This window comes from Halomonas urumqiensis (assembly GCF_003028575.1).
Lineage (GTDB): Bacteria > Pseudomonadota > Gammaproteobacteria > Pseudomonadales > Halomonadaceae > Halomonas > Halomonas urumqiensis.
Window position 1 is genome coordinate 46,343 of record NZ_PYUD01000003.1, and the last position, 23,511, is coordinate 69,853.

A 23,511-nucleotide genomic window follows, 5' to 3' on the forward strand; every position below is an offset into this window, starting at 1 on the left:
CAGTGTAGCAGCCACGACGCCATCACCCAGCCCGAGCGCTGACAACATCGTGTGTTGTTCAACGCAAGCGTGGCGTGCTCACCTCAACATCGGCGTTCTGTGCCCGATGACGCAACAGGTGGTCGATCAATGTCAGCGCCATCATCGCCTCGGCGATAGGCGTGGCACGAATACCCACGCAGGGGTCGTGGCGCCCCTTGGTGACCACCTCCACCGCCTCGCCATGAATGTCGATGGAGCGACCGGGGGTGGTGATGCTCGAAGTCGGCTTCAACGCCAGGTGAGCGATGATCGACTGGCCACTGGAGATCCCGCCAAGAATGCCGCCGGCATGGTTGGAGAGAAACCCGTCGGGCGTCATCTCGTCGCGATGCTGGCTGCCACGCTGGGACACCGAAGCGAAACCATCGCCGATCTCGACCCCCTTGACCGCGTTGATGCTCATCAAGCCATGGGCGAGTTCTGCATCCAGGCGGTCGAACACCGGCTCACCCAATCCGGGCGGTACGCCATCGGCCACGACGGTGATCTTGGCGCCAACGGAATCCTGGTCGCGGCGCAGTTGATCCATGTAAGCCTCGAGCTCCGCCACGCGTTCCGGGTCCGGGCAGAAGAACGGGTTGTCGCCGACGCATTCCCACTGCTTGAACTCGATCTGAAGCGGGCCAAGCTGGCTCATGTAGCCACGCACCTGGATACCCAGGCTCGCCAGGTACTTCTTGGCGATGGCGCCCGCCGCCACCCGCATGGCGGTCTCGCGGGCACTGGAGCGACCACCACCGCGGTAATCACGCACGCCGTACTTGTGGTGATAGGTGTAGTCGGCGTGGGCGGGGCGAAACTGATCCTTGATCTTCGAGTAATCCTTGGAGCGCTGGTCGGTATTCTCGATCAAAAGCCCGATGGAAGTGCCGGTGGTCACACCTTCGAATACGCCGGACAGGATCCTGACCTGGTCGGGCTCGCGACGCTGAGTGGTATGCCGCGAGGTGCCAGGGCGTCGGCGGTCCAGATCGTGCTGCAGATCCTGTTCGCTCAGTGGCACCCCGGGAGGGCAGCCATCGACGATGGCGCCAAGCGCCGGGCCATGGCTCTCGCCGAAGGTGGTGAGGGTGAACAGCTTGCCGAATGTGTTGCCGGACATGGGCGCTCCTCCTGGATATAGGGAGTACAAGGATCAGGCGAAGGACGCCGCATGGGCGTCGAGTTCCGCGACGCCAAGGGCAAATACGCCCTGGCCGCCACGCTCGAATTCGAGCCACAGGAAGGGCACCTCGGGAAAGGCGGCCTCCAGATGGCGGTCGGAGTTGCCGACCTCGACGATCAGCACACCCTCTGCGGTGAGATGGTCACGCGCCTGGCGCAGGATCCGCCGCACGATATCCAGGCCATCGCGCCCGGCGCCCAGCGCCAGCGCTGGCTCGTGGCGGAATTCCGCCGGCATGGTGGCGAGATCGCGGGCATCCACGTAGGGCGGGTTGCAGACGATCAGGTCGTAGCGATGCCCTCCCAGGCCATCGAACAGGTCTGACGGTACGGCCCTGACCCGCTCACCAAGGTCATGACGGGTGATATTGATGCGCGCCACCTCCAGGGCCTCGTCACTGATATCGGCAAGATCGACTTCGCAGGTCGGCAGATGCAGGGCCGTGGCGATGCCGATGCACCCCGATCCGGTGCACAGGTCGAGCACGCGCGCCGGTGGCTCCTCCGGGAACCAGGCGGCGAAGCCATGCTCGATCAGTTCGGCGATGGGTGAGCGCGGAATCAACACACGCTCATCGACACTGAATGCCAGGCCCGCGAAGAACGCCTCCCCCAGCAGGTACGGCAACGGTCGCCGCGTGGTGATCCGCTCGCGCACGAGGGCGATGATGCGTTCGCGCTCGACGGGCAACAGGCGCGCATCGAGCACCGCCGGGTCGACATTCCAGGGCAGATGCAGGGCTCCCAGAGTCAAGGCCACGGCCTCGTCCCAGGCAGAATCCGTGCCATGGCCATAGAACAGGCCGGCCAGGTAGAATTCGCTCGCCGCCCAGCGCAGACAATCACGCAGCGTATGAAGTCCATCGCGCAGGTCGGTGTCGGCAAGGGCGAGCGTCGAGGTAGAGGCGGTCGGGGTGGAGGCGTTAGTGCTGGCGGCCACGTGGCATCCTGTGAGTTGGCGAGCTGAATTGGCAAGATGAGTGGCGAATTGTACCCGCCACGGCGGTTCACAGCCACGTCAGGGTCGTTATACTGTCGCTCGCCACGCGTTGCCTACGGTTCTGGAACATGGCATCGCCGACGTGCCGGAACATCACTCGATCTTGATCCCGACCATCACCAGGGCCCGCCATGAGCCGACACCGCCAGCCGCCGGACGACGAGGAGATCGGCGCCTTTCGTCAGGCACTGCGTGACGCAGGTGTCAAGCCGATCACACGCAATCGTGCCGACCCTGGGCGGGCGCGTCGTCATGACCCAAGTCTTGCCGAACGGCGTGCCGCGGCCGAGGCCGCCGGAGACGAAGCGGCTACCGGCCGCACCTCGGACGGGCGAGTCGAGGCCGTGCGCCCGTCCGAGTACCTGGAGTTCGCGCTCCCCGACCTGCCCTGGCGTACGCGCAGCCAGCTCAAGCGTGGCGCCATCTCTTGGGAAATGGGGCTCGACCTGCATGGCCACACGCTCGAACAAGCCCGGGTCGAGCTCGAAAGCTTCCTGCGCGAGGCCACGGCCCTGCGCCGACGCTGCGTGATCGTGGTGCATGGCAAGGCGTGGGGGGCCACCAGCGATTACCCGGTGATCAAGAGCCATGTGAACACCTGGCTGCGCGAGTGGCCGGGCGTGCTGGCATTCTGTTCGGCCACTGACGCCGATGGCGGCACGGGCGCTGTCTACGTGCTGCTGCGCCGACGCGGCAGCCAGGCCTGAAGTGGGCCTGAACGGAAACTGAACAAGGGCCTGAAACGCGCTCAGCTCTCGCTGGGCGGCACATCCTGCTCCACGGTGGGTTCCACCACGATGCTGCGGCCTCCCCAGCCGGGATGATGACGCCCCTCGAAGCGATCCAGGGCTTCCACCGCCAAATGTCGACCCAGCATGATCAGCGCCTCGGCGCGGTGAAACTCGTAAGCACCACACACCGTCTTGGGAACCTCGATCAACACGTCCGGCGGATAGCCCGCCACCTTGTACTTGGCAAGCGCGGCCTGGGTGATATCGAACGAGGCCAGCACCATGTCGAGTCGGCTCCATTCACGTTGACGGGCGCCCAGTTCATTCGCTTCCTTGCTTGCGCCCTGCTTGCCGCCGCTATCCGCGTCATCCTTGCCACCTGGGGCAGCTCCCAGGCCATCCAACCAGCGGCTGGCGACATCGCGAACCTCATCGACCCAGCCACCGAAATCGATGCCGCTCGCATCACGCTCACGCTCTTTTTTCTGCTCTTCGGCGAGCAGATCGGGGGGCAACAACTCCTCCAGGGAGACAGGTCGTGGGCTATGCGCCGTGACGTTCACCGCCATCACGAAGTCGGCTTCCGCCGAGACCGTGGGAATGATCGGCAGCGGGTTGAGCAGGCCACCGTCCACCAGCACTTGATCACCGCGATGCAACGGGGTGATCACGCCCGGCACGGCAATGGACGCGCGAATCGCCTCGAGTAACGAACCGCTCTGAAACCACACCTCGCGCTGACGCACCAAGTCGGTGGCCACCGTGGTGACAGGGATCGGCAGCGCTTCGATCTGCACATCGCCGATCAGCGATTCCAGTTGGCTCATCACCTTGCTGGCCCGCATGGCGCCCATTGGGCTCCAGGTCACATCGACCAGCCGCAGTACGTCGAAGTAATCGAGCCGACACACCCAATCGCGATAGCCCTCTAGCTTCCCGGCGGCGTAGATACCGCCCACCAGCGCCCCCATGGAACAGCCCGAGATGGCCACCACTTCATAGCCTCGCGCCTCGAGCTCATCGATCACCCCGATATGGGCATAGCCGCGCGCCCCTCCACTGCCCAGCACCAGAGCCACGCGCTTGCCCACACCACGCCTGGCATCATCGCCGCGCCTGGTATCCGCTTGTTGGCTCGCCACATGCTTGCCCTTGCCACGTGCCATGGGTGAACCCTCCCTCATGAGCGCTGCCAGGCCACGATGGCCTCGGCCACCGCGTTCACCGCACCTGCCTCCAGGTGCAAGTGATGTCCTCCCGGAATCACACGCCTGGTAAGCGACAGGATAGCCGCACGTGCAGCGGCAGCGTGCTCACGTTCGGCGAGGATGCCCTGCTCGCCTTCCACCAGCAGCACCGGGCAGTCGATCCTTTCCAGCATCGCCCGCACCTGCTCGGGACATAACCTCACCAGCGAAGGTCGCAACAGCCGGCCATCGGTGCGTAGCTGCTGGTGACCATCGGCCAGTGCCAGCAGATTGCGCGCCACCAGGGGTCTTGCGGTGTCGGCATCGATCGGCGTGGCGCCACCCGCCACGCGCGCCGCCACGGCACTATCGATATCAGCATAGCGCGGTGCCGGCGAGACCGGGCGACGGTGCCCCTTGAGCCCCTTGCGCAGTTGCGTGTGGGCATCGCCCGCCGGTGTGGTCAGCGTGCCTATGCCATCGATCAACACCAACCGGGAGGCATGCTCGGGGAAGGCAGCGGCGGTCAGGCAGGCGACTCCCGCGCCCATGGAATGGGACAACAGCGTGACCTGCTCGAGCTCGAGCGACTCGAGCGCATCCAGCACGTCATGGCAGTAATCCCAGATGGCATAGTCGCCGCCTCCGGGTAGCGGGGCCGACAGACCATGCCCGGCGAAGTCGATCGCCACCAGGCGAATACCAAGACGCTCGGCCAGCAAGGGAGCAAGGCGCGAGAAACTGGCCGCGTTGTCGAGCCAGCCATGCAGAGCAAGCCAGGTGGGGGCGTGGTCATCGCCAACGCTCAGAGCGGCCAGGCGGCCGCCCGCCAGACGTAGCGGTCTAGGGTCACTCATGGTGATGCTTCCAGCAGGGTGGTCAGGGTATCGAGCAGCACCTGGCGTGTCTCGTCGGGGTATTCCATCGGGAACATGTGGGAGCCGGGTACCAGGCCGACCGGCACGCCGTGGCGAGCCAGCCGCTTGCGTCGACGTGGCGTCAAAAGGTCCGAATCGCGCCCGGCCAGTACCGCATGGGGCACCTTCAGGCGGCGCGGCAGATCGCCAAGATGGTCAGGCAGATGGCGAAATATCTCGACTTCCACCGCCGGGTCGTAGAGCAGCACTGCCTGGCCATCGTCCAGCAGCCGGGTTCCCCCCTCCACATAGTCGCGCAGCGCCTGGTCGGTGAAGCGCCGGAACAGGCCACGGCGGCGCAGCGACACCAGCATGGTCTCGCGGTCCGGCCAGGCCGCACGGCGGCCAAGGCTCTGCCCAGCGGGCGTGACGCGGTCGACGAAGCCCAGCCACTTGGCTGCCTTCATTCCCCAGGCATCCAGCCCCAGCATCAGCGGCGGGTCGAGCATCACCACGCAGCGGAATCGCTCAGGTGCGGCATGCGCCGCCATGGCCATCAGCACGCCCCCCATCGAGTGCCCGACACCGATCACCGGTTGCTCGACCTGCGCCAGGTGATCAAGCAATTCATCACGCAACGCCAGCCAATTGTGGCCCACCGGGAAATCGGGGTGATGGCCAAGTCGCTCCAGCGGGGTCACGTCGAAGCGCTCGGCCAGTGGCGCGAGCAGGCTGCGATAGCTGGTGCCCGGAAACCCGTTGGCGTGGGCAAACAGCAAGGGCATGCGTGGGGTATCCTGGGTTGGCATATAGGGCTTCCTGACTGGCGTATAGCAGACTAACGGATTACCATTCTTGCAGCGTAAACGCAAGAATGAGCAAACGCTCGTTTGTGTATTGCATGATGCCCCATCAGCTATCCAACGCCCAGCCGCTGCCAGCAGGAGAGCCCGTGCCAAAGCCGCGCGACACACGTCTTCGTAACCGCCTGTTCTTCGCGACAGTCCTCGCCGCCGTCATCTGCGGGCTGTGGCTGGCGCGATAGAAGGGTGGCAAGGGTTGCTGACGTCGGTGGCGTGTCACGGGGCCAGCCGTTCGCGAAGCAACTGCGCCATCCGCCGCGCCGGCTCGGTGGGCCGCCTGGGCGCTCGATGCAGCGCCAGCTCGATTGACGGCAACGCCGGAAGCCCACTGGTGTCATCCAGAGGACGCAATTCAGGCGTCAGCATGCTGCGTGTCACTACCACCACCGCGAGCCCTGCGCTGACAATGGGCGCAAGGCCCGCCATGGACTGGCTGGTATAGGCGACCCGCCAGTCGCGTCCCGCCGCCAGCAAGGCACCTTCCGCCAGTTCGCGAAACACGTCGGCACCCGGCGAATAGAGCGCCAGCGGTATGGGGTCGGCAAGCGATGGCTGATGCTGGAGGCCCACCGCCCAGCTGAGCGGCTCGCGTCGAATCATCTCGCCCCCCGGTGAATGCCGCTGGCGGGTCACCATGGCCAGGTCGAGCTCATTGGCCTTGACTCGTGTCATCAACACCGCACTGGGCGCGCAGGTCACCTGCAGGCGTACCGCCGGATAGAGCTGATGGAAATGCGAGAACACCGAGGTCAGCAATGACGCATAGTCATCGGGCACGCCGAGATTCAGCTCGCCGGTGACAGTCTGTGCCTGCATATCGCTCAAGGCGTCGTCATGGGCAGACAGCAGCCGACGCGCATGGCCAAGCAACCTCTCGCCTTCTGCGGTAAAGCGTATCCGCCTGCCTTCACGTTCATGCAACGTGATGTCCAACTGCGTCTCGAGCCGATGCAGCTGCATGCTGACAGTGGACTGGGTATAGGCCAAGCGCTTGGCGGCCGTCGTCACCGTGCCGGTGTCGGCGATGGCCACCAGGGTTCGCAACAGGTTCAGGTCCAGCGTGCGCACTCGCATTCATCACCATTATTGATACTAACCATCATCAATGATTGATTTTGTGATGAGTGTGACCCGAATACCCTGCCCTTGTCATCCACACCCATACGACAAGGAGCCAACCATGCGCCTACCTCACCACTCCCTGCACCTCCCAGGCCTTTACAGCCTGGCCTGCGCGTTGATCGCGGTGATGCTGTGGGCGGTGGCGCCGCTGCTGGTTCATGCCGCCGCCGGTATCGCACCGCTGCGCCTGACGGCACTGTCGCTGTTGGCTGGTGCACTGGTAACGCTGCCCTTGGCCAGTCGCGGCGCCGCCCCGCAACGTGGGCAAGACACGCTCTCGCGCGGCTGGACAATTACCCTGCACGGCCTGCTGCCATTGCTGATCCTGGGTGCCGTGGGCGGCTACTTCTCGGGCCTGGGCAAGGCCCCGGCCGCCGAGGCGGCGCTGATCACTTATACCTGGCCGGTGCTGTTCGTGCTGCTCAGCCAATGGCGGACTCAAGGCCGGGTGACGCCTGCGGCGGTGATCGGTTCGACCATCGCCTTCGCCGGTGCCGCCCTGTTGCTGGCACCCAAGGCGGGCGCCGAGAGCGGCGCTGCCGAGTGGGCAGGCTATGCACTGGCCATGTTGGCGGCCTGCTGCTGGGCGCTCTACTCCTGGCTGTGCCAGGTGGCGCCCCTGCCATTGACCCGTTTGATGCCACGCCTGCTGATGTCGGCAAGCGTGCTGGCCGCCACCGCCAGCCTGTGGTTCGAGGGCACCACCCCGCCTGCCTCAACGACCGCACTGCTTGCCGCGGTGGCCATTGGCGCCGGCCCTTACGGCCTGGCCATGGTGGCGTGGGACGTCGCCCTGCGCCATGGCGACAGTCGGCGAGTGGGCTGTATGGCTTACGGCGTGCCGGTGTTCGCCGCGCTGTTCCTGGTGCTGGCCGGCCTCTCGAGCCCAGGCTGGCAACTGCCGGTGGCCGCCGCGCTGGTGGTTGTCGGCTGTCTGAAGGCAAGCCGCTGATCACCAGCACCATCACGGCTACCTGTTCGAGGCAGCCCGGCGATAATAGGCAACAGAAAGGGCCAGGAAGGGAGCGGCGAAGACGCGCATTGTGCAACGCGGTATAATGCGCTCGCTAACTTCTTTCAGGACACCCAGATGAATCTCGCCGAGCTGGTCTCCGGCAGCCTCAATGTCACCCTGCCTGTGTTCGCCATGGTGTTCATCGGCTTTGGGTTGAAGCGTGCGCGCTGGGTCGACCGCGCCTTCGTCGATACCGCCTCGCAACTGGTCTTCAAGGCCTGCATGCCGACGCTGATCTTTCTCGGCATCATCAAGGCCGACCTCGATGCCACGTTGAACCCGGCGTTGCTTGCCTATTTCGCCGTGGCGACCGTCATAGGCTTCCTGGGCTGCTGGGGTTGGGCGATCCTGAGGGTGCCCCGCCCGGCGCGCGGGGTCTACATTCAGGGCGCATTTCGCGGCAATTGCGGTATCGTCGGCCTGGCACTGGCTTCCGCCATGTACGGCGATTATGGCCTGTCGACGGCGGGGCTGCTGCTTGGCGTGGTGATCCTCTGCTACAACACGCTATCGGTGGTGGTGCTCAGCACCTACCAGGACGCCAAGCGCACCCACTGGCGTGGTATTCTCCTGCACATCGCGCGTAATCCGCTGATTATTGCCGTCGTGCTGGCGTTGCCCGTGTCGCTGCTGGAAATCACGCTGCCAACATGGCTCATGACCTCGGGCGAATACTTCGCCTCCATGACCCTGCCGTTGGCGTTGATCTGCATCGGCGCGACGCTGTCGGCCACCGGCTTGCGCGACTCTGGCAACATAGCGCTGGGGGCCAGCCTGATGAAGATGATCACCCTGCCGGCACTGGGGACAGCCGGCGCCTGGCTGCTGGGATTTTCCGGTCGCGACCTGGGTGTGCTCTACCTGTTCTTCGCAAGCCCCACGGCCGCCGCCGCCTTCGTCATGGCCAAGGCGATGGGCGGTGATGCCGTGCTCACCGCCAACATCATCGCCATCACCACGCTGGCCTCGCTGTTCACCATCACCAGCGGCATCCTGATCCTGCAACTGCTGGGCGTGATCTAGGCGCCCAGGCCCATCCGTCGCCGTGCCAGCCTCCTTGCGGCTCAACCTTCACGGCGACCGTCCATCAAACGTGTCACACCACACGGGTTATCATCTCGCAGCGCCTCGGGCAGCAGGCCCTCGGGCAAGTTCTGATAGCACACCGGGCGCAGGAAGCGCTGGATCGCCGCACTGCCCACCGAGGTGGTACGGCTGTCCGAGGTGGCGGGGTATGGCCCACCGTGCACCATGGCATGGCACACCTCGACACCGGTCGGCCAGCCGTTGACCAGGATACGGCCCGCCTTGCGCTCGAGCGTGGGCAGCAGCGTACGGGCCGCGCCGAGGTCGGTATCATCCATCTGCAGGGTGACGGTGAGCTGGCCTTCCAGGCGCTCAGCCACGGCGCGGGCTTCGTCGAGATCTTCGCACTCGACCACCAACGCCGCCGAGCCGAACACCTCGCCCTGCAGCGCGTTGCTTGCCAGGAAGTCAGCGGCCTGGGTACGGAACAGTGCCGTCTGGCACAGGTTCGGCCCGTCGCCGACTTCGCCCCGCGCGAGCTCGCGTGCCGCGCCGGCCAGGGTCTCGACCCCCTTGCTGTAAGCCGCATGGATACCCGGTGTGAGCATGGTCTGGGCACCGCTGCCCGAGACCGCTCTGGCGGCAGCGGCAACGAAAGCCTCCAGCGCCTCGCCTTTCACGGCAATCACCAGCCCCGGGTTGGTGCAGAACTGGCCGGCGCCCATGTTGAGCGAACCGACGAAGCCTTCGGCAATCTCGGCACCACGTGCGGCCAGTGCCTCGGGCAGCAGGAACACGGGGTTGATGCTGCTCATTTCCGCATACACCGGAATCGGCTGAGGGCGTGCCTGGGCGGTTGCCATGATCGCCGTGCCACCCGCGCGGGAGCCGGTAAAGCCCACTGCCTGGATGTGCGGGTCGGCGACAAGGGCCTGACCGACCTCGTTACCGGCGCCGAACAGCAGCGAGAAGACCCCATCTGGAAGGCCGCAGTGGGCGACGGCCTTCTGTACAGCGCGGCCCACCAATTCTGATGTGCCAGGATGCGCGGAGTGTGCCTTGACGACCACCGGACAGCCAGCGGCCAAGCTTGATGCCGTGTCACCACCCGCCACACTAAATGCCAGCGGGAAGTTGCTGGCCCCGAACACCGCCACCGGCCCCAGCGAGACATGACGCTGGCGCAGATCGACACGCGGCATGGGCGCTCGTTTGGGCAAGGCCGGATCGATACGCACATCCAGCCACTCGCCTGTGCGCACGACGCTTGCGAACAACCGCAACTGGCCACAGGTGCGACCCCGCTCACCTTCCAACCGGGCCCGAGGCAATCCGGTCTCGGCCATGGCGCGCACGATCAACTCATCGCCAAGCGCCTCGATTTCGTCGGCGATCGTCTCGAGAAATCCCGCCCGTTCCTCGAGCCCGGTCTCGCGATACGTGTCGAAGGCGCTCCAGGCCAACCGGCAGGCCTGTTCGACTTCGCCCTTGCCGAGGCCCGGATAGGCCGGAGACAAGGTCTCGCCAGTGGCAGGGTCGATGGCTTGAATCACTGCCTGGCTGCCGCTGAAGACCTGCTTTCCGATCAAGGAGGTGCCTTGCAGCGTGCCGTGGGGGAATGACATGGGTAACTCCTTAGCGTTTAGTGTTCGGCTCATCCGGTTCGGCATGCTGATACTGGGCATACATGTTTCGCGAACGGTTGAGGTGCTGAAACATGGTTTCGCGGGCCGCTTCAGCGTCGCGGGACAGAATCGCCTCGAGAATATAGGCGTGCTCCTCCTGGACCCGCTCGAGATAGCGTTCCGACGCGGCCGGATTGATATCGATGCTGAGCAGTTTGGCTCGCGGTATGCCGCTGGGACTGAGCTGCTCGTAGAACTGCTCGAAGAAGGGGTTATGGGTCGCCCGCGCGATGGCGTGATGGAACTCGAAGTCCTCGACCCTGGCCAGTGACTTCTCGGCCTGGGCCTTGATGAAGGCGGCATGTCTGGCCTTGATGCGTGTACGATCTTCATCATCGTGTCGCAGGGCAGCAAATTCCGCCGCGGCTGGCTCAAGGGTCAGGCGCAACTCGAGAACATGCAGGATATCCTCGACGGTGGTAGGGTTGATCCGCTCCGCCGGGCGCGCCTCGACAGCCGTCGAGCGCAGCACGGTGGTGCCAACTCCTCGGCGCGTCTCGACCAGGCCCAATGACTTCAAATGGGTAATCGCCTCACGGATCACCGTGCGGCTGACCCCGAAGGAGTCGCACAGGCTATTCTCGGTGGGCATCTTCTGCCCGACCGCAATCTTGCCTCCAGTGATCAGGGATTCCAGTTGGTCCGCCACATGAACGGACAGGCTGCCCTGACGCGCTACTCGATGAATATCGAGCTGAGTCAATTGTGATGTCACATCGAGTCGCTTGGTCATGGTCGCAACCTGGCGTATTCGAGAATGGGATGTCATGCAAGTCTACCAGCCCGCATCGCATTGCCTGGTACCGATGGCTCGCCAAGGTGAAGACGACTCGAGTCAGGCATCATCGGGATGACCGAATGTGACGAACTTGCCGCCCTGATAGATGACGGCGGGGTCATCGCTATCAGGCAATGGCTGGCGGGAAATTGTCTCGCGGAAAACTTCGGAGCTGTCCTTGGGTACCCAGCCGAGAAACGCCACCTGGCTGTTATCCCACCAACTCTCGTGGTTGTTCGACGCCCCGTAGATCACCGAACAGCCAAGCTTGGGCGCCAGGAATGCCCGTTCGAACAGCGCCATGAAATCCTCGACGCTCAGCCAGGTCGCCATCATCCTGGCGTCGGCGGGCTCCGGGAAACACGAGCCGATACGCACATTCAGGGTCTCGATGCCGAACTTGTCGTGATACAGGCTTGCCAGATCCTCGCCAAAGCACTTCGAGACGCCATACAGCGAATCGGGGCGATGCGGCACCTCGCTGTCGATGCGCCGGGCGCGTGGATAGAACCCGATGGTGTGATTGGAACTGGCGAAGACGATGCGCGGCTTGCCAAGCTTTCGCGCCGCCTCGTAGAGGTGATAGGTGCCGATGATATTGGCCTGCAGGATGCTCTCCCAGGGCGATTCCACCGACATGCCGCCCAGATGGATGATGCCATCGCAATCTGCCACCAAGGCATGTACCGCATCACCATCGGCCAGGTCGCACGGCACCAGTTCCTCGTGCTCCGCCGCCTCGCCAAGCTCGGCAACATCCGAGAGCCGCACGTGGCGGGCCAGCCGCGAAAGATAAGGACGAATGGCACGCCCCACGCCACCGGCGGCGCCAGTGACCAGCAATCGATTCAACATCGGATTCTCCTTTGCAGTGGGTGGTCTTGCAGCGCCGGTTTCTCAAAAGCCGTAAAGCGCGGCTGGATTGTCGACCAGAATTTTTTTGCGCGCCTCGGGCGAAGCCCACTCAAGCAACACATCCAGCTGCGCGGCATCGTCTGGATAGGCATCGCGGGTAACCCCCACATGGGGCCAGTTACTGCCCCACAGGATGCGCTCGGGCGCATGACGAATGACCCGCCGCGCGATGGCGCCGACATCGTCCCATGGCGCGCCGGCCTCGCTTGCCTCGTAGGCGCCGCAGATCTTGAACCAGGCATTGCCACGATCGAGCAGCCGCAGGATCTCATCCACGCGCCGATCATCCGCCGCCACGGGCGGCATGAACTTGCCAATATGATCGATGATGTAATCGCCTTCGAGCTGAAGCAGGCCGTCCAGGTAGTCGTCAAGGTGAACGCCGTTGAACTGCACCATCAGGTGCCAGCCATAGGGCCGAATGCGACGCTCGATCGCCGCCATGTCGCGATGGGTATAGGCGCCACACGGCAGGTTCATGATGCGCGCGCCGCGCACCCCCCGCGCATGCCAATCGTCCAGGCAGGCATCGGTGACATCGGGCCCTACCGCGGCCACACCCCGGGCAATCCTTGTGCCCAGCTGGTCGAGCGCCTCGAGGAGTGCGCCATTGTCACGCTGGTAGGCGTTGGACTGGGTCACCACCACCCGTTCGAGTCCGAGTCGCCGCTGTACCCGTCGATAGTGCTCGCAGGTGGCGAGCTCGGCGATCGGCGGGCCGCCGGCCTGAGCCGCATGGCCGGGCAGGTAGAGGTGGATATGACAATCGGTGGCGCCCGCGGGCGCCTCTAGGTGCGGTGCAGGCCCGTCCAGGGGGCGGGTATTGTCGGGAAGCGTCGACATGCTCACGACTCCCGGAGCGCATACTGCGCCAGCGCATCGCGATTGATCTCGATCCCCAGGCCCGGGCCATCCGGGATCTGCACCACGCCGCGCTGATGCTCGATGGGCGTACACACTACCGCCTGGCGGAAGGGGTTGTCGGTTCGATCGAACTCGAGGATCGGCTCGATGGGATCGCGGCGAGGAGGATTCGGCAGCAGTGCCGCCATGCACTGCAGGCTCGCCGCAATGCACACCGCCGTGCCCCACACGTGGGGCACCAGCCGCACACCATGCAGCGCCGCCATATCGGCCACCCGACGCATCTCGGTAAAACCGCCGACCCCGCAGATATCGGGCTGCAGGATATCCACCGCGCGAGTTTCGAGCGGTTCCTGCATCGCATAGCGGCCATGCCAGGTCTCGCCGCCCGCCACCGGCAAGGGCTGACCCGCCCTGACCGCGCGATAGGCCGACAAATGTTCGGGAAGCACCGGCTCTTCGAACCAATCGACCCCCAGATGCGCGGCGCGGCGCCCGACCTCCAGCGCCTCCAGCAGGTCATATCCGTGGTTGCCGTCGATCATCAGCCGCATATCCGGACCAATCGCCTCGCGCACGGCCTCGATGACACGCAGGTCCTCCTCGACATCGAAACCGATCTTGATCTTTACGGCATGAAAACCTTCGGCGCGGTAGCCGGCGACCTCGCGGGAGATATCCTCGACGCGATCGACCCCCTCGCGGCGAAACGACCCGGTGGCATACGCTCGCACACTGTTGCGGAACCTCCCGCCAAGCAGGGTCGAGATAGGCACCCCGAAGTGCTTGCCCTTGATGTCCCAAAGGGCGATGTCGATGCCACTCAATGCGGTCACCGTAAGGCCACGCTGGCCCTGATCGCGAAACCGGTTGTAGAGCTCGAGCCACAGCTTCTCGGTCTCGAGCGGGTCTCGACCGATCAGTGCAGCGCCGTAGGCGCGCACCACGGCCGCATTCAGCGGCGCCGGGCCCAGGCATTCGCCCCATCCGATGGTGCCGTCGTCGCAGACGATCTCGACCAGGCAGTGCTGGCGCCGCGAAAAATGCATCGAGGCACTTTCGAAGGCAGTGTCGAGCTCGTGATCGAGAAGGTGAGTATGTACAGCAGCTATCTTCATTTCCCTTCGCTCCCATTGAGCATGGAATTCACTGGAAAAGGCGCGGTAACGTCAGCGACACGGCTGGCACGTAGGTCACCAGCATCAGCGCTACAAAAAGAGCCAGGTAAAAGGGCCAGATGGTTCGCACGGCTTTTTCAATCTTGATCTTGCCGATCACACAGCCAACGAACAGACAAGCACCAACGGGTGGCGTACAAAGACCCAGCCCCAGGTTCATCATCATGATGATGCCGAACTGGATCGGGTCCATGCCAAACTGCATGGCGACAGGAAGAAAGATAGGCGTGCAAATCAATATCAATGCCGCCATGTCCATGATCATGCCCAGTACCAACAGAATGATATTAAGCATCAGAAAGATGACAAGCGGCTTGTCGGATACCGCCATCAAGGCATCCGTCAGCAACTGAGGCACGTTATAAAGTGCCAGCAGGTAGGAGAAGGCCGAGGCACAGCCCACCAGGATCATCACCAACGCGGTTGTTCGGACCGATTGGAGGACTGCTGCCTTGAAGGAAGCCCAGCGAAGCTCACGGTACACAAGGCTAGTAACGACGATGGCATAGATAGCGCCGAAGGCGCCAGACTCGGTAACGGTGAGGATGCCCGATAAGACACCACCAACGATAATCACTGCCGTCATGAGCCCAGGCAAGGCAGCGGCGAAACTGATGAAGAGCACGCTCCACCCCGGAAACGCTTCACCCTTATATCCCCGCTTTACCGCTACAATATAGGCGGCGATCGCCAAGGTCAGGCACATGAGGATGCCCGGGATGATCCCCGCCATGAACAACTGGGTGACAGATATCCCACCACCAGCGGCAACAGCGTACAGAATCATGTTGTGACTGGGTGGTATTACCACCCCGGCAACAGACGAAGTCACAGTAACATTAACCGCATAATCGGCGTCGTATCCCTTCTCTTTCATCACGGGAATGAGAAGAGAGCCGAGCGCGGAGGTATCAGCCACAGCCGACCCTGATATGCCCCCAAAGAGCATGGAAGAGCTGACATTGACGATCCCCAGACCACCACGCATTCTGCCGACTGCGGCTGAGGCAAGGCGTACCAGGCGTGCCGAGATACCTCCGTGAAGCATAAGTTCGCCAGCGAAGATGAAGAACGGGATGGCCAGTAGAGAAAACACCGAAATACCGGACAGAATTCGCTGAAAGGCGACAAATAGAGGCAAACCTTCATACAGGAAAGTCGCCACCGCTGCCAAACCGACCGCAAAGGCTACCGGGGCCCCGGCCAGCAGGGCGAGAAAAAACAGACCGAAAAGGATAGCGAGGCCCATTATCAGACATCCTCTAGACGATTTATACCGCAGATACGGTCGATAATATTGGCAAGAGAGAACACGACAACCAATGAGCCGCAGATCACCAATGGCATCGCTCGCCAGCTCTCACTCATGCCAATCATGGGTATTGCACGTTCCAGATTGGTCATGACCAACCCCGAGCCCTCGTATGCCATGAAACCACCGAAGATGAGTACGACACTATCCGCTAGATAGCGAAAGAAAGTTCGTAAGGGGACAGGCATGCCCTCGCGTATGAAATCAATACTCAGGTGTGTATTGGCCCTGACGCCAGATGCCGCGCCGAGGCACGTTATATAGACCACGATCAATAGCGAGGATTGCTCGACCCAAGTCGGCGTGTTATTGAGCACATAACGGCCGAACACCAGCCAGCCAAAGCTGGCAATGAGAAAGACAAGTAGCACGCCTGACAAGATAAGGCAGAGGCTGGCAATGCCATCCAAGGCGTGGCTTATCCTCTTCTGAAAATGAGGTATATTCACAATTGCCTCTGATGCGTTGGGTAGGCTCTCACTGTGCACATCAACGTCCTCCCGATGAAATTTCCCACCGGGAGGACATGGGCGTCAGAGGTTAGTTCGAAGTACGAATCGTGTTGATGAGATCTTCAAGCTCAGGATTGTCCTCGATGAAACTGGCATAAACAGGCTCCATCAAGTCCTGGAAGGCGGTCTTGTCCTCAATCTCATTGATCTCCACGCCTGCCTCGAGAACAATTTCATGACTCTGTTGTGAACCTTCAACCCAGAGCTGGCGCTGCATCTCGGACGCTTTTATCGCCTCTTCACGTACGATTTCCTGATCTTCCTCAGACAAGGATTCCCACTTTGCCTTTGCAATACATAGGCATTCAGGAATAATCAAGTGCTCGGTCAGCGAATAATACTCAGCCACTTCATAGTGGTTGCTTGATTCGAAGGAAGGATAGTTATTTTCGGCTCCGTCAAGCACACCGGTCGTCAACGATTGATAGACCTCACCATAGGCCATTGGGGTGGCATTACCCCCCAGTGCCTCGATCATGTCGACGTACAGGTCATTGTTCATGACGCGGATCTTCAGGCCCTCCACGTCTTCTGGCGTGTTGATTGGGCGACTGGTGTTGTAAAGACTGCGAGCTCCGGAGTCGAACCATGACAAGGCAATGAGATTCTTGTCGGCCAGGGCATCAGAGAACTGCTGCCCGATCTCGCCATCCATCACCTCATGCATGTGATCGATGCTATTGAAGATGAATGGCAGGGAAAGAACATTGGTTTCGTTAACGATGGGGCCCATGGGTCCCATGTTGAAATTGGCGAATGCAAGGGCACCGTTGCGTACCTGCTCGATAGCATCCGGCTGATCACCCAGTACCGCATTATTGTATACCTGAAGTGTAAGACGACCCTCGGTCCTGTCCGTTACCGCTTCGGCGAAGGATTCCAATGCCTCAGTATTGGGATAACCATCGGGGTGAATGTTCCAGCCACGCCAGTTTTCGGCCATCGCTGGAAAGGACATTGCTAACATGGCCGCAGAAACGGCTGTGGTGCAAAGGGTCTTGCTGGCGAATCGTGTGATTTCCATGACGCTTTCCTTTATATTTAATGTAGTTCGCGTTATACATCTTCCACAATATTAAGATCAATCAGGCCGCAAATTATTCTATGATTTCCGTCCTGAATCCCTATCATTACCCTCTCACTTGAATCCCTTCTAGAGGTCTTTCTTGTCGTTGTTTCCTAGAGCTTCTTGGCAATCTCCACCAGCTTCTCCAGCTGTTGCCGTTCTTCCGATGTCGGCATTACCAGTGGTGCCCTCACCTTGCCGGCGGGCCGTCCGATGATATCGGCGCCAGCCTTGATCAAGCTGACGGCATAGCCTTTCTTCCGATCCCTGAGGTCCACGAAGGGAATGAAGAAGTCGTTGGTGATCTGCTTGACGACGTCGCTGTTTCCCTTGCGGAGTTCCTTGTAGAACTTCACCGCCATGTCTGGCACGAAGTTGAACACGGCCGATGAATAGGTGTTCACGCCGATGGAGAGGTACGCCTCCGCGAATATCTCGGCGGTGGGCACGCCCCCGATGTAGGTGAGGCGATCCCCTACCGTCTTGACGATCTTGTTGAGAGCCTGAATGTCGCCCTTGCCATCCTTGAGGCCGACCAGGTTGGGGCAGGCCTTGGCCAGCGCCTTCACGGACCCGGCGTCGAGGATGCCATTGGCACGGTTGTAATAGATGACATTCAGCTCGGTGGCATCGCAGATCTGGCGAGCGTACTCCACCAGACCTTCCTGGGGGCACTCGGTCAGGTAAGGGGGCATCAGCAGGATACCGTCGGCTCCCACCTCCTCAGCCGCCTGGGCAAATGCCTTGCCGCTTTCGACACTCAACCCTGCGCTTGCGATGACCGGCAGCTTGCCGTCCACCGTCTCCACGGCGACCCGTACCACTTCACGAAACTCGTCGAGCGATAGGTTGAAGAATTCGCCGGTGCCGCCGGCGACAAATACCGCCGAGATCTCGTGGCTGACGAACCACTTCAGGCGCTGGCGATAGCTATCAGCGTCAAAGCGACCCGCTTGATCGAAGTCCGTGATGGGAAACGACAGCAGACCATCACCGATGGCTTGTACTACGGCTTCTCTGGAAAACTTCACCCGTTTATCCTCTTGGTTAATCCCTTGGCGCGACGGCGGATCCCACTGGACCCAGGCACGCTGCCAGGCCTTTTCGGCCTTTTGTCATACATCATACAACCGAAGATAGGCATGTGTGGTTTGTATGACAACATCAACGATGGTCTATGCGCTAAAGGTCTAAGTAGTGGATGGTGGGTGGTGAGGAGAATTCCGGCCAGGCAGCGCCTGGCCAGTGCATGGACTCAGGCGAGGTCCATGGGTGAGGTGAAACGTGTCGCACGGGCACAACCAGCGGCTCGCACCTCGGCGTCCAGTTCGGCCACGGTGGCAGTGGTGAATCCCGGGCCTCGCTCGGCGCGCCCTTCCACCAAGATCCCGGTGAGTGCCGCGACCAGCGGCATATGGCTGATCAGCAGCAAGGGGCAGTCGTCGGGCTGTTCGAGCAGCCAGTCGATGACCTCGTTCGGCGCATCGTCCGGGGTGATGATCGTAAGCGTCTCGATCTCGCGCTGCGGGCGCAAGTCAGCGAGCCCCTCGGCGATCAATTCGGCGGTCTGGCGGGCACGCACATAGGGGCTCGCCACCAGCCGCAGCCGGGCCAGCTCGAGATCGCAACGGCCGGACAGCCAGGCGGCCATTCGTGCCACCTCCTGGCGCCCTCGCCCATTCAATTCGCGCGCTTCATCGATGCGGCCGTGGCTTGCCTCGCCATGGCGCATGATCAACAAGGGCTCAGTCATCATGGCCCTCCGATTCGCGGTGTGCCTGTTGTACGTCTGCACGGGAGAGAATGAATTCGACGTCGCTGCTCTGTTCACCGAGCATCAGCATGCGCGCCATCTCGCGCGCTGGCACGCCCTCGAACAGCACCTGATAGAGCCCTTCGGCAAGCGGCATGTAGACGCCATCCTCGCGCGCCTTGTCACGGACCAGGCGCACGGTGTTGACCCCCTCGGCAACCTGGCCGAGCGCTTCCACGGCCTCGTCCAGGCTCTTGCCCTGCCCCAGCGCAAAGCCCACCCGATAATTGCGCGACAGATCCGACGAGCAGGTGACGATCAGGTCGCCGACCCCGGAAAGCCCCAGGAAGGTCATCGGGTTGGCGCCTTGGTCCACCGCAAAGCGGCTCATCTCGGCCAGCGCCCGGGTCATCAACATGCTGCGAGTGTTCTCGCCCATGCCCAATGCCGCCGCCATGCCGGCGGCGATCGCATAGATGTTCTTCAACGCGCCGCCCAACTCGACGCCATAGCGGTCGTTGCTGGCATAGACTCGGAAATAGTCGCAGCCAAGTGCCGTTTGCACCCGGGTACGGGTCTCGGCGTCGTCACTGGCGACCACCGTGGCGGTGAGCTGCTTCTGGGCAATTTCGGTCGCAAGGTTAGGCCCGGAGATCACCCCGATATGGGTAAAGCCGGTCTCCTCCTCGAGAATCTGGCTCATCAACTTGAAGCCGTCCTGCTGAATCCCCTTGGTGGTGCTGACGAGTATCTGGTGCTCATTGAGGTAAGGGCGCGCCATGCGCACCACCTCACGGAACGCCTTGGAGGGAATGGCCACCAGCACCAGCTCCGCACCCGCCAGTACCTCATCCATGTCACTTGACGCCACCACCGCCGGATTGATCGCGTAGTCCGGGAGATACCGCCCGTTGCAGTGTTGCGTGTTGATCTGGGCCACCAGCGCCGGGTCACGTAGCCATTGGCGAACCCGGGCGCCGTTGTCGGCGGCTATGCTGGCCAGCGCTGTACCGAAGCTCCCGCCCCCCAGCACAGCGACGCGCATCCTCTGCTCTGCCATGATCGGCCCCGCAAGAAAATATGGTAAGTATTCAGATTAAAACATTAATGCATGAAGGTTCTAATGCATAAAGGTTCTATTGTAGCGAAAAAAACGCCCGAATCGTCAGCCGATTCGGGCGTCTTTCCAGGTCACCTGGCACTGGCTCAAGGCACGGCCGACGCGTCACGTCGACCCTGCATCGGGCGCCAGCCCATCGGCACTACTAGTCGAGCAAGTGCAGCAGTGAATCGACACTTTCCCTGGCATCGCCATAGAACATCCGCGTGTTGTCCTTGAAGAACAGCGGGTTCTCGATGCCCGAGTAGCCGGTGCCCTGCCCGCGCTTGGAGACGAACACCTGCTTGGCCTCCCACACCTTGAGCACCGGCATGCCGGCGATCGGGCTGTTCGGGTCCTCCTCGGCGGCCGGGTTGACGATATCGTTGGAGCCGATGACGATCACCACATCGGTGTTGGGGAAGTCATCGTTGATCTCGTCCATCTCGAGCACGATGTCGTAGGGCACCTTGGCCTCGGCGAGCAGCACGTTCATGTGCCCTGGCAGGCGCCCGGCCACCGGGTGAATGGCGAAGCGCACGTCCTTGCCCGCGGCGCGCAGCTTGCGTACCAGCTCGCTGACCGCGTTCTGGGCCTGGGCCACCGCCATGCCATAGCCCGGCACGATGATCACGCTGTCGGCGTCGTTGAGTGCCGAGGCCACACCACCGGCATCGATGGCAACCTGCTCGCCCTCGATCTCGGCAGCGGGCCCCTGGCTGCCACCAAAGCCACCGAGGATGACATTGACGAAGTTGCGGTTCATCGCCTTGCACATGATGTACGAGAGGATGGCACCCGAGGAGCCTACCAGCGCACCGGTGACGATCAGCAGATCGTTGGACAGCGTGAAGCCGATGGCCGCCGCCGCCCAGCCGGAATAGCTGTTGAGCATCGACACCACCACCGGCATGTCGGCGCCGCCGATGCCCATGATCAGGTGGTAGCCGATGAAGAACGACAGCGCCGCAAGCACCAGCAGTGTCCAGAAGCCGGCGCCACCGATATAGGCGATGGCCAGCACCAGACACAGCACCGCGGCCGCCGCGTTGAGCATGTGCCCGCCGGGCAACTGGCGCGGTTTGCCGTCAACCTTGCCGGCCAGCTTGCCGAAGGCGATCACCGAGCCGGTGAAGGTCACCGCACCGATGAAAATCGCAAACACCACCTCGAGCTGCAGGAAAGTCAGCTCATCCGGCGCCTTGGTGGCGACCAGCGCGGCGAAAGCCGAGAACTCTTGCTGCCCCGCCTCCAGCGCGCGAGCCGCCATCACGCGACGGCGTTCCAGATCGGCGCTCCAGGCCACGAACACCGCGGCCAGGCCAACAAAGCTGTGCAATGCCGCCACCAACTGCGGCATTTCGGTCATTTCCACCTTCTTGGCCACATACCAGCCGACGGCGCTACCGATGATGATCATCGGGATCATCAGCCAGTAGGCGCCGATGCCCGGACCCAGCGCGGTGAACGCCACCGCCACGGCCATGCCGATGATGCCGTACCATACGGCACGCTTGGCCTTCTCCTGATTACTCAGCCCACCCAACGACAGGATGAACAACACACTTGCCGCAATCGCTGCGGCAGATACGAATCCTTGACCCAACATATCTCGTCTCCGCCGCTCAGGATTTCTGGAACATGGCGAGCATCCGGCGTGTCACCAGGAAGCCACCCACGATATTGATGCTGGCGATCAGCACCGAGATCGCCGCGAGTATCACCACCACGGCACTGCCAGAGCCGATCTGCAGCACCGCACCCAGGATGATGATCCCGGAAATCGCGTTGGTCACCGCCATCAGCGGGGTGTGCAGCGAGTGGCTGACATTCCAGATCACCTGGAAGCCGACGAAGCAGGCCAGCACGAAGACGATGAAGTGCTGCATGAACGAGGCTGGAGCGATCTGTCCGAGCAGCAGCATCATCGCACCGCCAACGCCCAGCAGAGTCGCCTGGCGTTTTGTCTGGGCCTTGAAGGTGGCCAGGTCGGCGGCACGCTTCTCCTCGGGTGTGGGGGCCTTCTCCTTGGGTTTCGGCTTGGCCGCGGCGATGGCCTTGACCTTGGGCGGCGGCGGCGGGAAGGTGATTTCACCGGCATGGGTCACCGTCGACCCACGGATCACGTCATCCTCCATGTTGTGGACGATGGCGCCGTCCTTCTCGGGAGTCAGGTCAGTGAGCATGTGGCGAATGTTGGTGGAGTACAACAACGATGACTGGGTTGCCATGCGCGAGGGGAAGTCGGTGTAGCCAACCACCGTCACGCCGTTGTCGCTTACCACTTTCTCGTCGGCACGCGTCAGATCGCAGTTGCCGCCCTTCTCGGCGGCCAGGTCGATGATCACCGAGCCCGGCTTCATGGCTTCGACCATGTCGGCAAGCCACAGTTTGGGTGCCGGACGGCCGGGAATCAGCGCCGTGGTGATAACGATGTCGATGTCGGGTGCCTGCGCGCGGAAGCACTCGAGCTGCTTTTCGCGGAACTCGGGGCTGGAGGGTGCCGCATAGCCACCGGTCTCGGAACCGTCCTGGCTCTCGTCGAAGTCGAGGAACAGGAATTCGGCGCCCATCGATTCGATCTGTTCGGACACCTCCGGGCGCACGTCGAAGGCACGCACCACGGCCCCCAGGCTCGTCGCCGTGCCGATGGCGGCAAGACCCGCGACACCGGCGCCGATGACCAGCACCTTGGCCGGCGGTACCTTGCCTGCCGCCGTCACCTGGCCGGTGAAGAAGCGCCCGAAGTTATTACCCGCCTCGATCACCGCGCGGTAGCCGGCGATGTTGGCCATCGACGACAGCGCGTCCATCTTCTGGGCGCGCGAGATGCGCGGCACCATGTCCATGGCCACCACCGTGGCGCCCTTGCCACGGCAGCGCTCGAGCAGCTCCTCGTTCTGGGCCGGCCAGAAGAATGATATCAGCGTCTGGCCTTCGCGCAGCAGCTCGACCTCTTCGTCGATGGGCTCGCGCACCTTGACCACGACTTCCGCGTCGCGCCATAGCGTGTCGGCGTCGTCGACCACGCTGACGCCGGCCTCGCGATACTTGTCGTCACTGAAACCGGCGGCTTCCCCGGCTCCGCTCTGCACCAGGCACTCATGGCCAAGCTTCTGTATGTGCCCCGCGCTCTCGGGCGTCAGCGCTACCCGCGCTTCGCCCTTCGCTCGCTCCTTCGGTGCTCCGATCTTCACGTCGTCAGTCTCCGTTGGTGATGGCCGAAACCATGTCCGGCGCTGTGTCCATCCGCCAGTTTTGCTTAGCCGGGCGGCACAAACAAGCTCGGATGCGATCACAAGGCAGACAAAAATGACGATGCCACCCGGTGGGTGGCATCGT

At 62.6% G+C, this 23,511-nt stretch carries 22 protein-coding genes; 3 read left to right on the forward strand and 19 right to left on the reverse strand.

Annotated elements, in window-relative coordinates; translation table 11 throughout:
* Positions 1-58: 58 nt before the first annotated feature.
* On the reverse strand, positions 59-1,144 hold the full coding sequence (gene aroC, locus C6V82_RS10075) for a chorismate synthase (protein WP_102588322.1): 1,086 nt from the start codon (positions 1,142-1,144) through the stop codon (positions 59-61).
* A 33-nt stretch (positions 1,145-1,177) separates the two neighbouring features.
* Positions 1,178-2,146: a 50S ribosomal protein L3 N(5)-glutamine methyltransferase gene (gene prmB / locus C6V82_RS10080; RefSeq protein ID WP_102588321.1), complete on the reverse strand. Its 969-nt coding sequence runs from the start codon at positions 2,144-2,146 to the stop codon at positions 1,178-1,180.
* A 191-nt stretch (positions 2,147-2,337) separates the two neighbouring features.
* Between prmB and C6V82_RS10085 the strand changes: the two genes are divergently transcribed.
* Positions 2,338-2,913, forward strand: a complete 576-nt coding sequence (locus C6V82_RS10085; RefSeq protein ID WP_102588320.1) for a Smr/MutS family protein — start codon at positions 2,338-2,340, stop codon at positions 2,911-2,913.
* A 41-nt stretch (positions 2,914-2,954) separates the two neighbouring features.
* On the opposite strand, the gene C6V82_RS10090 is transcribed toward C6V82_RS10085, so the two are convergent.
* From C6V82_RS10090 to C6V82_RS10105, 4 genes are all read right to left on the reverse strand, one after another.
* Positions 2,955-4,028 carry a patatin-like phospholipase family protein gene (locus C6V82_RS10090; RefSeq protein WP_373297608.1) on the reverse strand — a complete coding sequence of 358 codons (1,074 nt, stop codon included), beginning with the start codon at positions 4,026-4,028 and terminating at the stop codon, positions 2,955-2,957.
* Positions 4,029-4,117: 89 nt separating this feature from the next.
* The gene (locus C6V82_RS10095) at positions 4,118-4,981 is read right to left on the reverse strand and encodes an alpha/beta fold hydrolase (RefSeq protein ID WP_102588318.1); all 864 of its coding nucleotides are present in this window, start codon (positions 4,979-4,981) and stop codon (positions 4,118-4,120) included.
* Complete coding sequence (locus C6V82_RS10100) at positions 4,978-5,790, reverse strand: alpha/beta fold hydrolase (RefSeq protein WP_102588317.1); 813 nt, start codon at positions 5,788-5,790, stop codon at positions 4,978-4,980. The genes C6V82_RS10095 and C6V82_RS10100 overlap by 4 nt, the downstream gene beginning before the upstream one ends.
* 270 nt (positions 5,791-6,060) lie before the next feature.
* On the reverse strand, positions 6,061-6,918 hold the full coding sequence (locus C6V82_RS10105) for a LysR substrate-binding domain-containing protein (protein WP_102588316.1): 858 nt from the start codon (positions 6,916-6,918) through the stop codon (positions 6,061-6,063).
* A 106-nt stretch (positions 6,919-7,024) separates the two neighbouring features.
* On the opposite strand from C6V82_RS10105, the gene C6V82_RS10110 reads away from it, so the two are divergent.
* A complete protein-coding gene (locus tag C6V82_RS10110) occupies positions 7,025-7,918 on the forward strand; it encodes a DMT family transporter (RefSeq protein WP_102588315.1) in 894 nt (297 codons plus the stop codon).
* Positions 7,919-8,056: 138 nt separating this feature from the next.
* Positions 8,057-9,004, forward strand: a complete 948-nt coding sequence (locus C6V82_RS10115) for an AEC family transporter (RefSeq protein ID WP_102588314.1) — start codon at positions 8,057-8,059, stop codon at positions 9,002-9,004.
* A gap of 41 nt (positions 9,005-9,045) precedes the next feature.
* Here the strand turns inward: C6V82_RS10115 and C6V82_RS10120 are convergent, their stop codons facing one another.
* The 13 genes from C6V82_RS10120 to C6V82_RS10180 form a co-directional block, all read right to left on the reverse strand.
* Positions 9,046-10,632, reverse strand: a complete 1,587-nt coding sequence (locus tag C6V82_RS10120) for an aldehyde dehydrogenase (NADP(+)) (RefSeq protein WP_102588313.1) — start codon at positions 10,630-10,632, stop codon at positions 9,046-9,048.
* 10 nt (positions 10,633-10,642) lie between these two features.
* Positions 10,643-11,425, reverse strand: a complete 783-nt coding sequence (locus C6V82_RS10125; RefSeq protein ID WP_102588312.1) for a FadR/GntR family transcriptional regulator — start codon at positions 11,423-11,425, stop codon at positions 10,643-10,645.
* A 102-nt stretch (positions 11,426-11,527) separates the two neighbouring features.
* The gene (locus C6V82_RS10130; RefSeq protein ID WP_102588311.1) at positions 11,528-12,325 is read right to left on the reverse strand and encodes an NAD-dependent epimerase/dehydratase family protein; all 798 of its coding nucleotides are present in this window, start codon (positions 12,323-12,325) and stop codon (positions 11,528-11,530) included.
* Between the two features lie 42 nt (positions 12,326-12,367).
* Positions 12,368-13,228: an amidohydrolase family protein gene (locus tag C6V82_RS10135; RefSeq protein WP_102588310.1), complete on the reverse strand. Its 861-nt coding sequence runs from the start codon at positions 13,226-13,228 to the stop codon at positions 12,368-12,370.
* A 2-nt stretch (positions 13,229-13,230) separates the two neighbouring features.
* Positions 13,231-14,367, reverse strand: coding sequence for a mandelate racemase/muconate lactonizing enzyme family protein (locus C6V82_RS10140; RefSeq protein WP_102588309.1), 1,137 nt, complete (start codon positions 14,365-14,367; stop codon positions 13,231-13,233).
* Positions 14,368-14,395: 28 nt separating this feature from the next.
* Positions 14,396-15,676 (reverse strand): TRAP transporter large permease, encoded by a 1,281-nt coding sequence (locus tag C6V82_RS10145; protein ID WP_102588308.1) that lies wholly within the window; start codon positions 15,674-15,676, stop codon positions 14,396-14,398.
* Between the two features lie 2 nt (positions 15,677-15,678).
* Positions 15,679-16,149, reverse strand: a complete 471-nt coding sequence (locus tag C6V82_RS10150; RefSeq protein ID WP_229843161.1) for a TRAP transporter small permease — start codon at positions 16,147-16,149, stop codon at positions 15,679-15,681.
* Positions 16,150-16,279: 130 nt separating this feature from the next.
* The gene (locus C6V82_RS10155; protein ID WP_102588307.1) at positions 16,280-17,275 is read right to left on the reverse strand and encodes a TRAP transporter substrate-binding protein; all 996 of its coding nucleotides are present in this window, start codon (positions 17,273-17,275) and stop codon (positions 16,280-16,282) included.
* A 155-nt stretch (positions 17,276-17,430) separates the two neighbouring features.
* On the reverse strand, positions 17,431-18,348 hold the full coding sequence (kdgD, locus tag C6V82_RS10160; RefSeq protein WP_102588306.1) for a 5-dehydro-4-deoxyglucarate dehydratase: 918 nt from the start codon (positions 18,346-18,348) through the stop codon (positions 17,431-17,433).
* Between the two features lie 224 nt (positions 18,349-18,572).
* Positions 18,573-19,070: a phosphohistidine phosphatase SixA gene (gene sixA, locus C6V82_RS10165; protein ID WP_102588305.1), complete on the reverse strand. Its 498-nt coding sequence runs from the start codon at positions 19,068-19,070 to the stop codon at positions 18,573-18,575.
* On the reverse strand, positions 19,063-20,130 hold the full coding sequence (locus tag C6V82_RS10170; RefSeq protein ID WP_102588304.1) for an NAD(P)H-dependent glycerol-3-phosphate dehydrogenase: 1,068 nt from the start codon (positions 20,128-20,130) through the stop codon (positions 19,063-19,065). The genes sixA and C6V82_RS10170 overlap by 8 nt, the downstream gene beginning before the upstream one ends.
* 205 nt (positions 20,131-20,335) lie before the next feature.
* Positions 20,336-21,778 carry an NAD(P)(+) transhydrogenase (Re/Si-specific) subunit beta gene (locus C6V82_RS10175; RefSeq protein WP_102588303.1) on the reverse strand — a complete coding sequence of 481 codons (1,443 nt, stop codon included), beginning with the start codon at positions 21,776-21,778 and terminating at the stop codon, positions 20,336-20,338.
* A gap of 16 nt (positions 21,779-21,794) precedes the next feature.
* Positions 21,795-23,366: a Re/Si-specific NAD(P)(+) transhydrogenase subunit alpha gene (locus C6V82_RS10180; protein WP_102588302.1), complete on the reverse strand. Its 1,572-nt coding sequence runs from the start codon at positions 23,364-23,366 to the stop codon at positions 21,795-21,797.
* Positions 23,367-23,511: the final 145 nt, after the last annotated feature.

Bases quoted from the DNA above. Each gene is read 5' to 3' on its own strand.
- aroC (WP_102588322.1), bottom strand. From the start codon at position 1,144: ATGTCCGGCAACACATTCGGCAAGCTGTTCACCCTCACCACCTTCGGC.
- C6V82_RS10085 (WP_102588320.1), top strand. From the start codon at position 2,338: ATGAGCCGACACCGCCAGCCGCCGGACGACGAGGAGATCGGCGCCTTT.
- C6V82_RS10095 (WP_102588318.1), bottom strand. From the start codon at position 4,981: ATGAGTGACCCTAGACCGCTACGTCTGGCGGGCGGCCGCCTGGCCGCT.
- C6V82_RS10100 (WP_102588317.1), bottom strand. From the start codon at position 5,790: ATGCCAACCCAGGATACCCCACGCATGCCCTTGCTGTTTGCCCACGCC.
- C6V82_RS10105 (WP_102588316.1), bottom strand. From the start codon at position 6,918: ATGCGAGTGCGCACGCTGGACCTGAACCTGTTGCGAACCCTGGTGGCC.
- C6V82_RS10110 (WP_102588315.1), top strand. From the start codon at position 7,025: ATGCGCCTACCTCACCACTCCCTGCACCTCCCAGGCCTTTACAGCCTG.
- C6V82_RS10115 (WP_102588314.1), top strand. From the start codon at position 8,057: ATGAATCTCGCCGAGCTGGTCTCCGGCAGCCTCAATGTCACCCTGCCT.
- C6V82_RS10120 (WP_102588313.1), bottom strand. From the start codon at position 10,632: ATGTCATTCCCCCACGGCACGCTGCAAGGCACCTCCTTGATCGGAAAG.
- C6V82_RS10125 (WP_102588312.1), bottom strand. From the start codon at position 11,425: ATGACCAAGCGACTCGATGTGACATCACAATTGACTCAGCTCGATATT.
- C6V82_RS10130 (WP_102588311.1), bottom strand. From the start codon at position 12,325: ATGTTGAATCGATTGCTGGTCACTGGCGCCGCCGGTGGCGTGGGGCGT.
- C6V82_RS10135 (WP_102588310.1), bottom strand. From the start codon at position 13,228: ATGTCGACGCTTCCCGACAATACCCGCCCCCTGGACGGGCCTGCACCG.
- C6V82_RS10140 (WP_102588309.1), bottom strand. From the start codon at position 14,367: ATGAAGATAGCTGCTGTACATACTCACCTTCTCGATCACGAGCTCGAC.
- C6V82_RS10145 (WP_102588308.1), bottom strand. From the start codon at position 15,676: ATGGGCCTCGCTATCCTTTTCGGTCTGTTTTTTCTCGCCCTGCTGGCC.
- C6V82_RS10155 (WP_102588307.1), bottom strand. From the start codon at position 17,275: ATGGAAATCACACGATTCGCCAGCAAGACCCTTTGCACCACAGCCGTT.
- sixA (WP_102588305.1), bottom strand. From the start codon at position 19,070: ATGACTGAGCCCTTGTTGATCATGCGCCATGGCGAGGCAAGCCACGGC.
- C6V82_RS10170 (WP_102588304.1), bottom strand. From the start codon at position 20,130: ATGGCAGAGCAGAGGATGCGCGTCGCTGTGCTGGGGGGCGGGAGCTTC.
- C6V82_RS10175 (WP_102588303.1), bottom strand. From the start codon at position 21,778: ATGTTGGGTCAAGGATTCGTATCTGCCGCAGCGATTGCGGCAAGTGTG.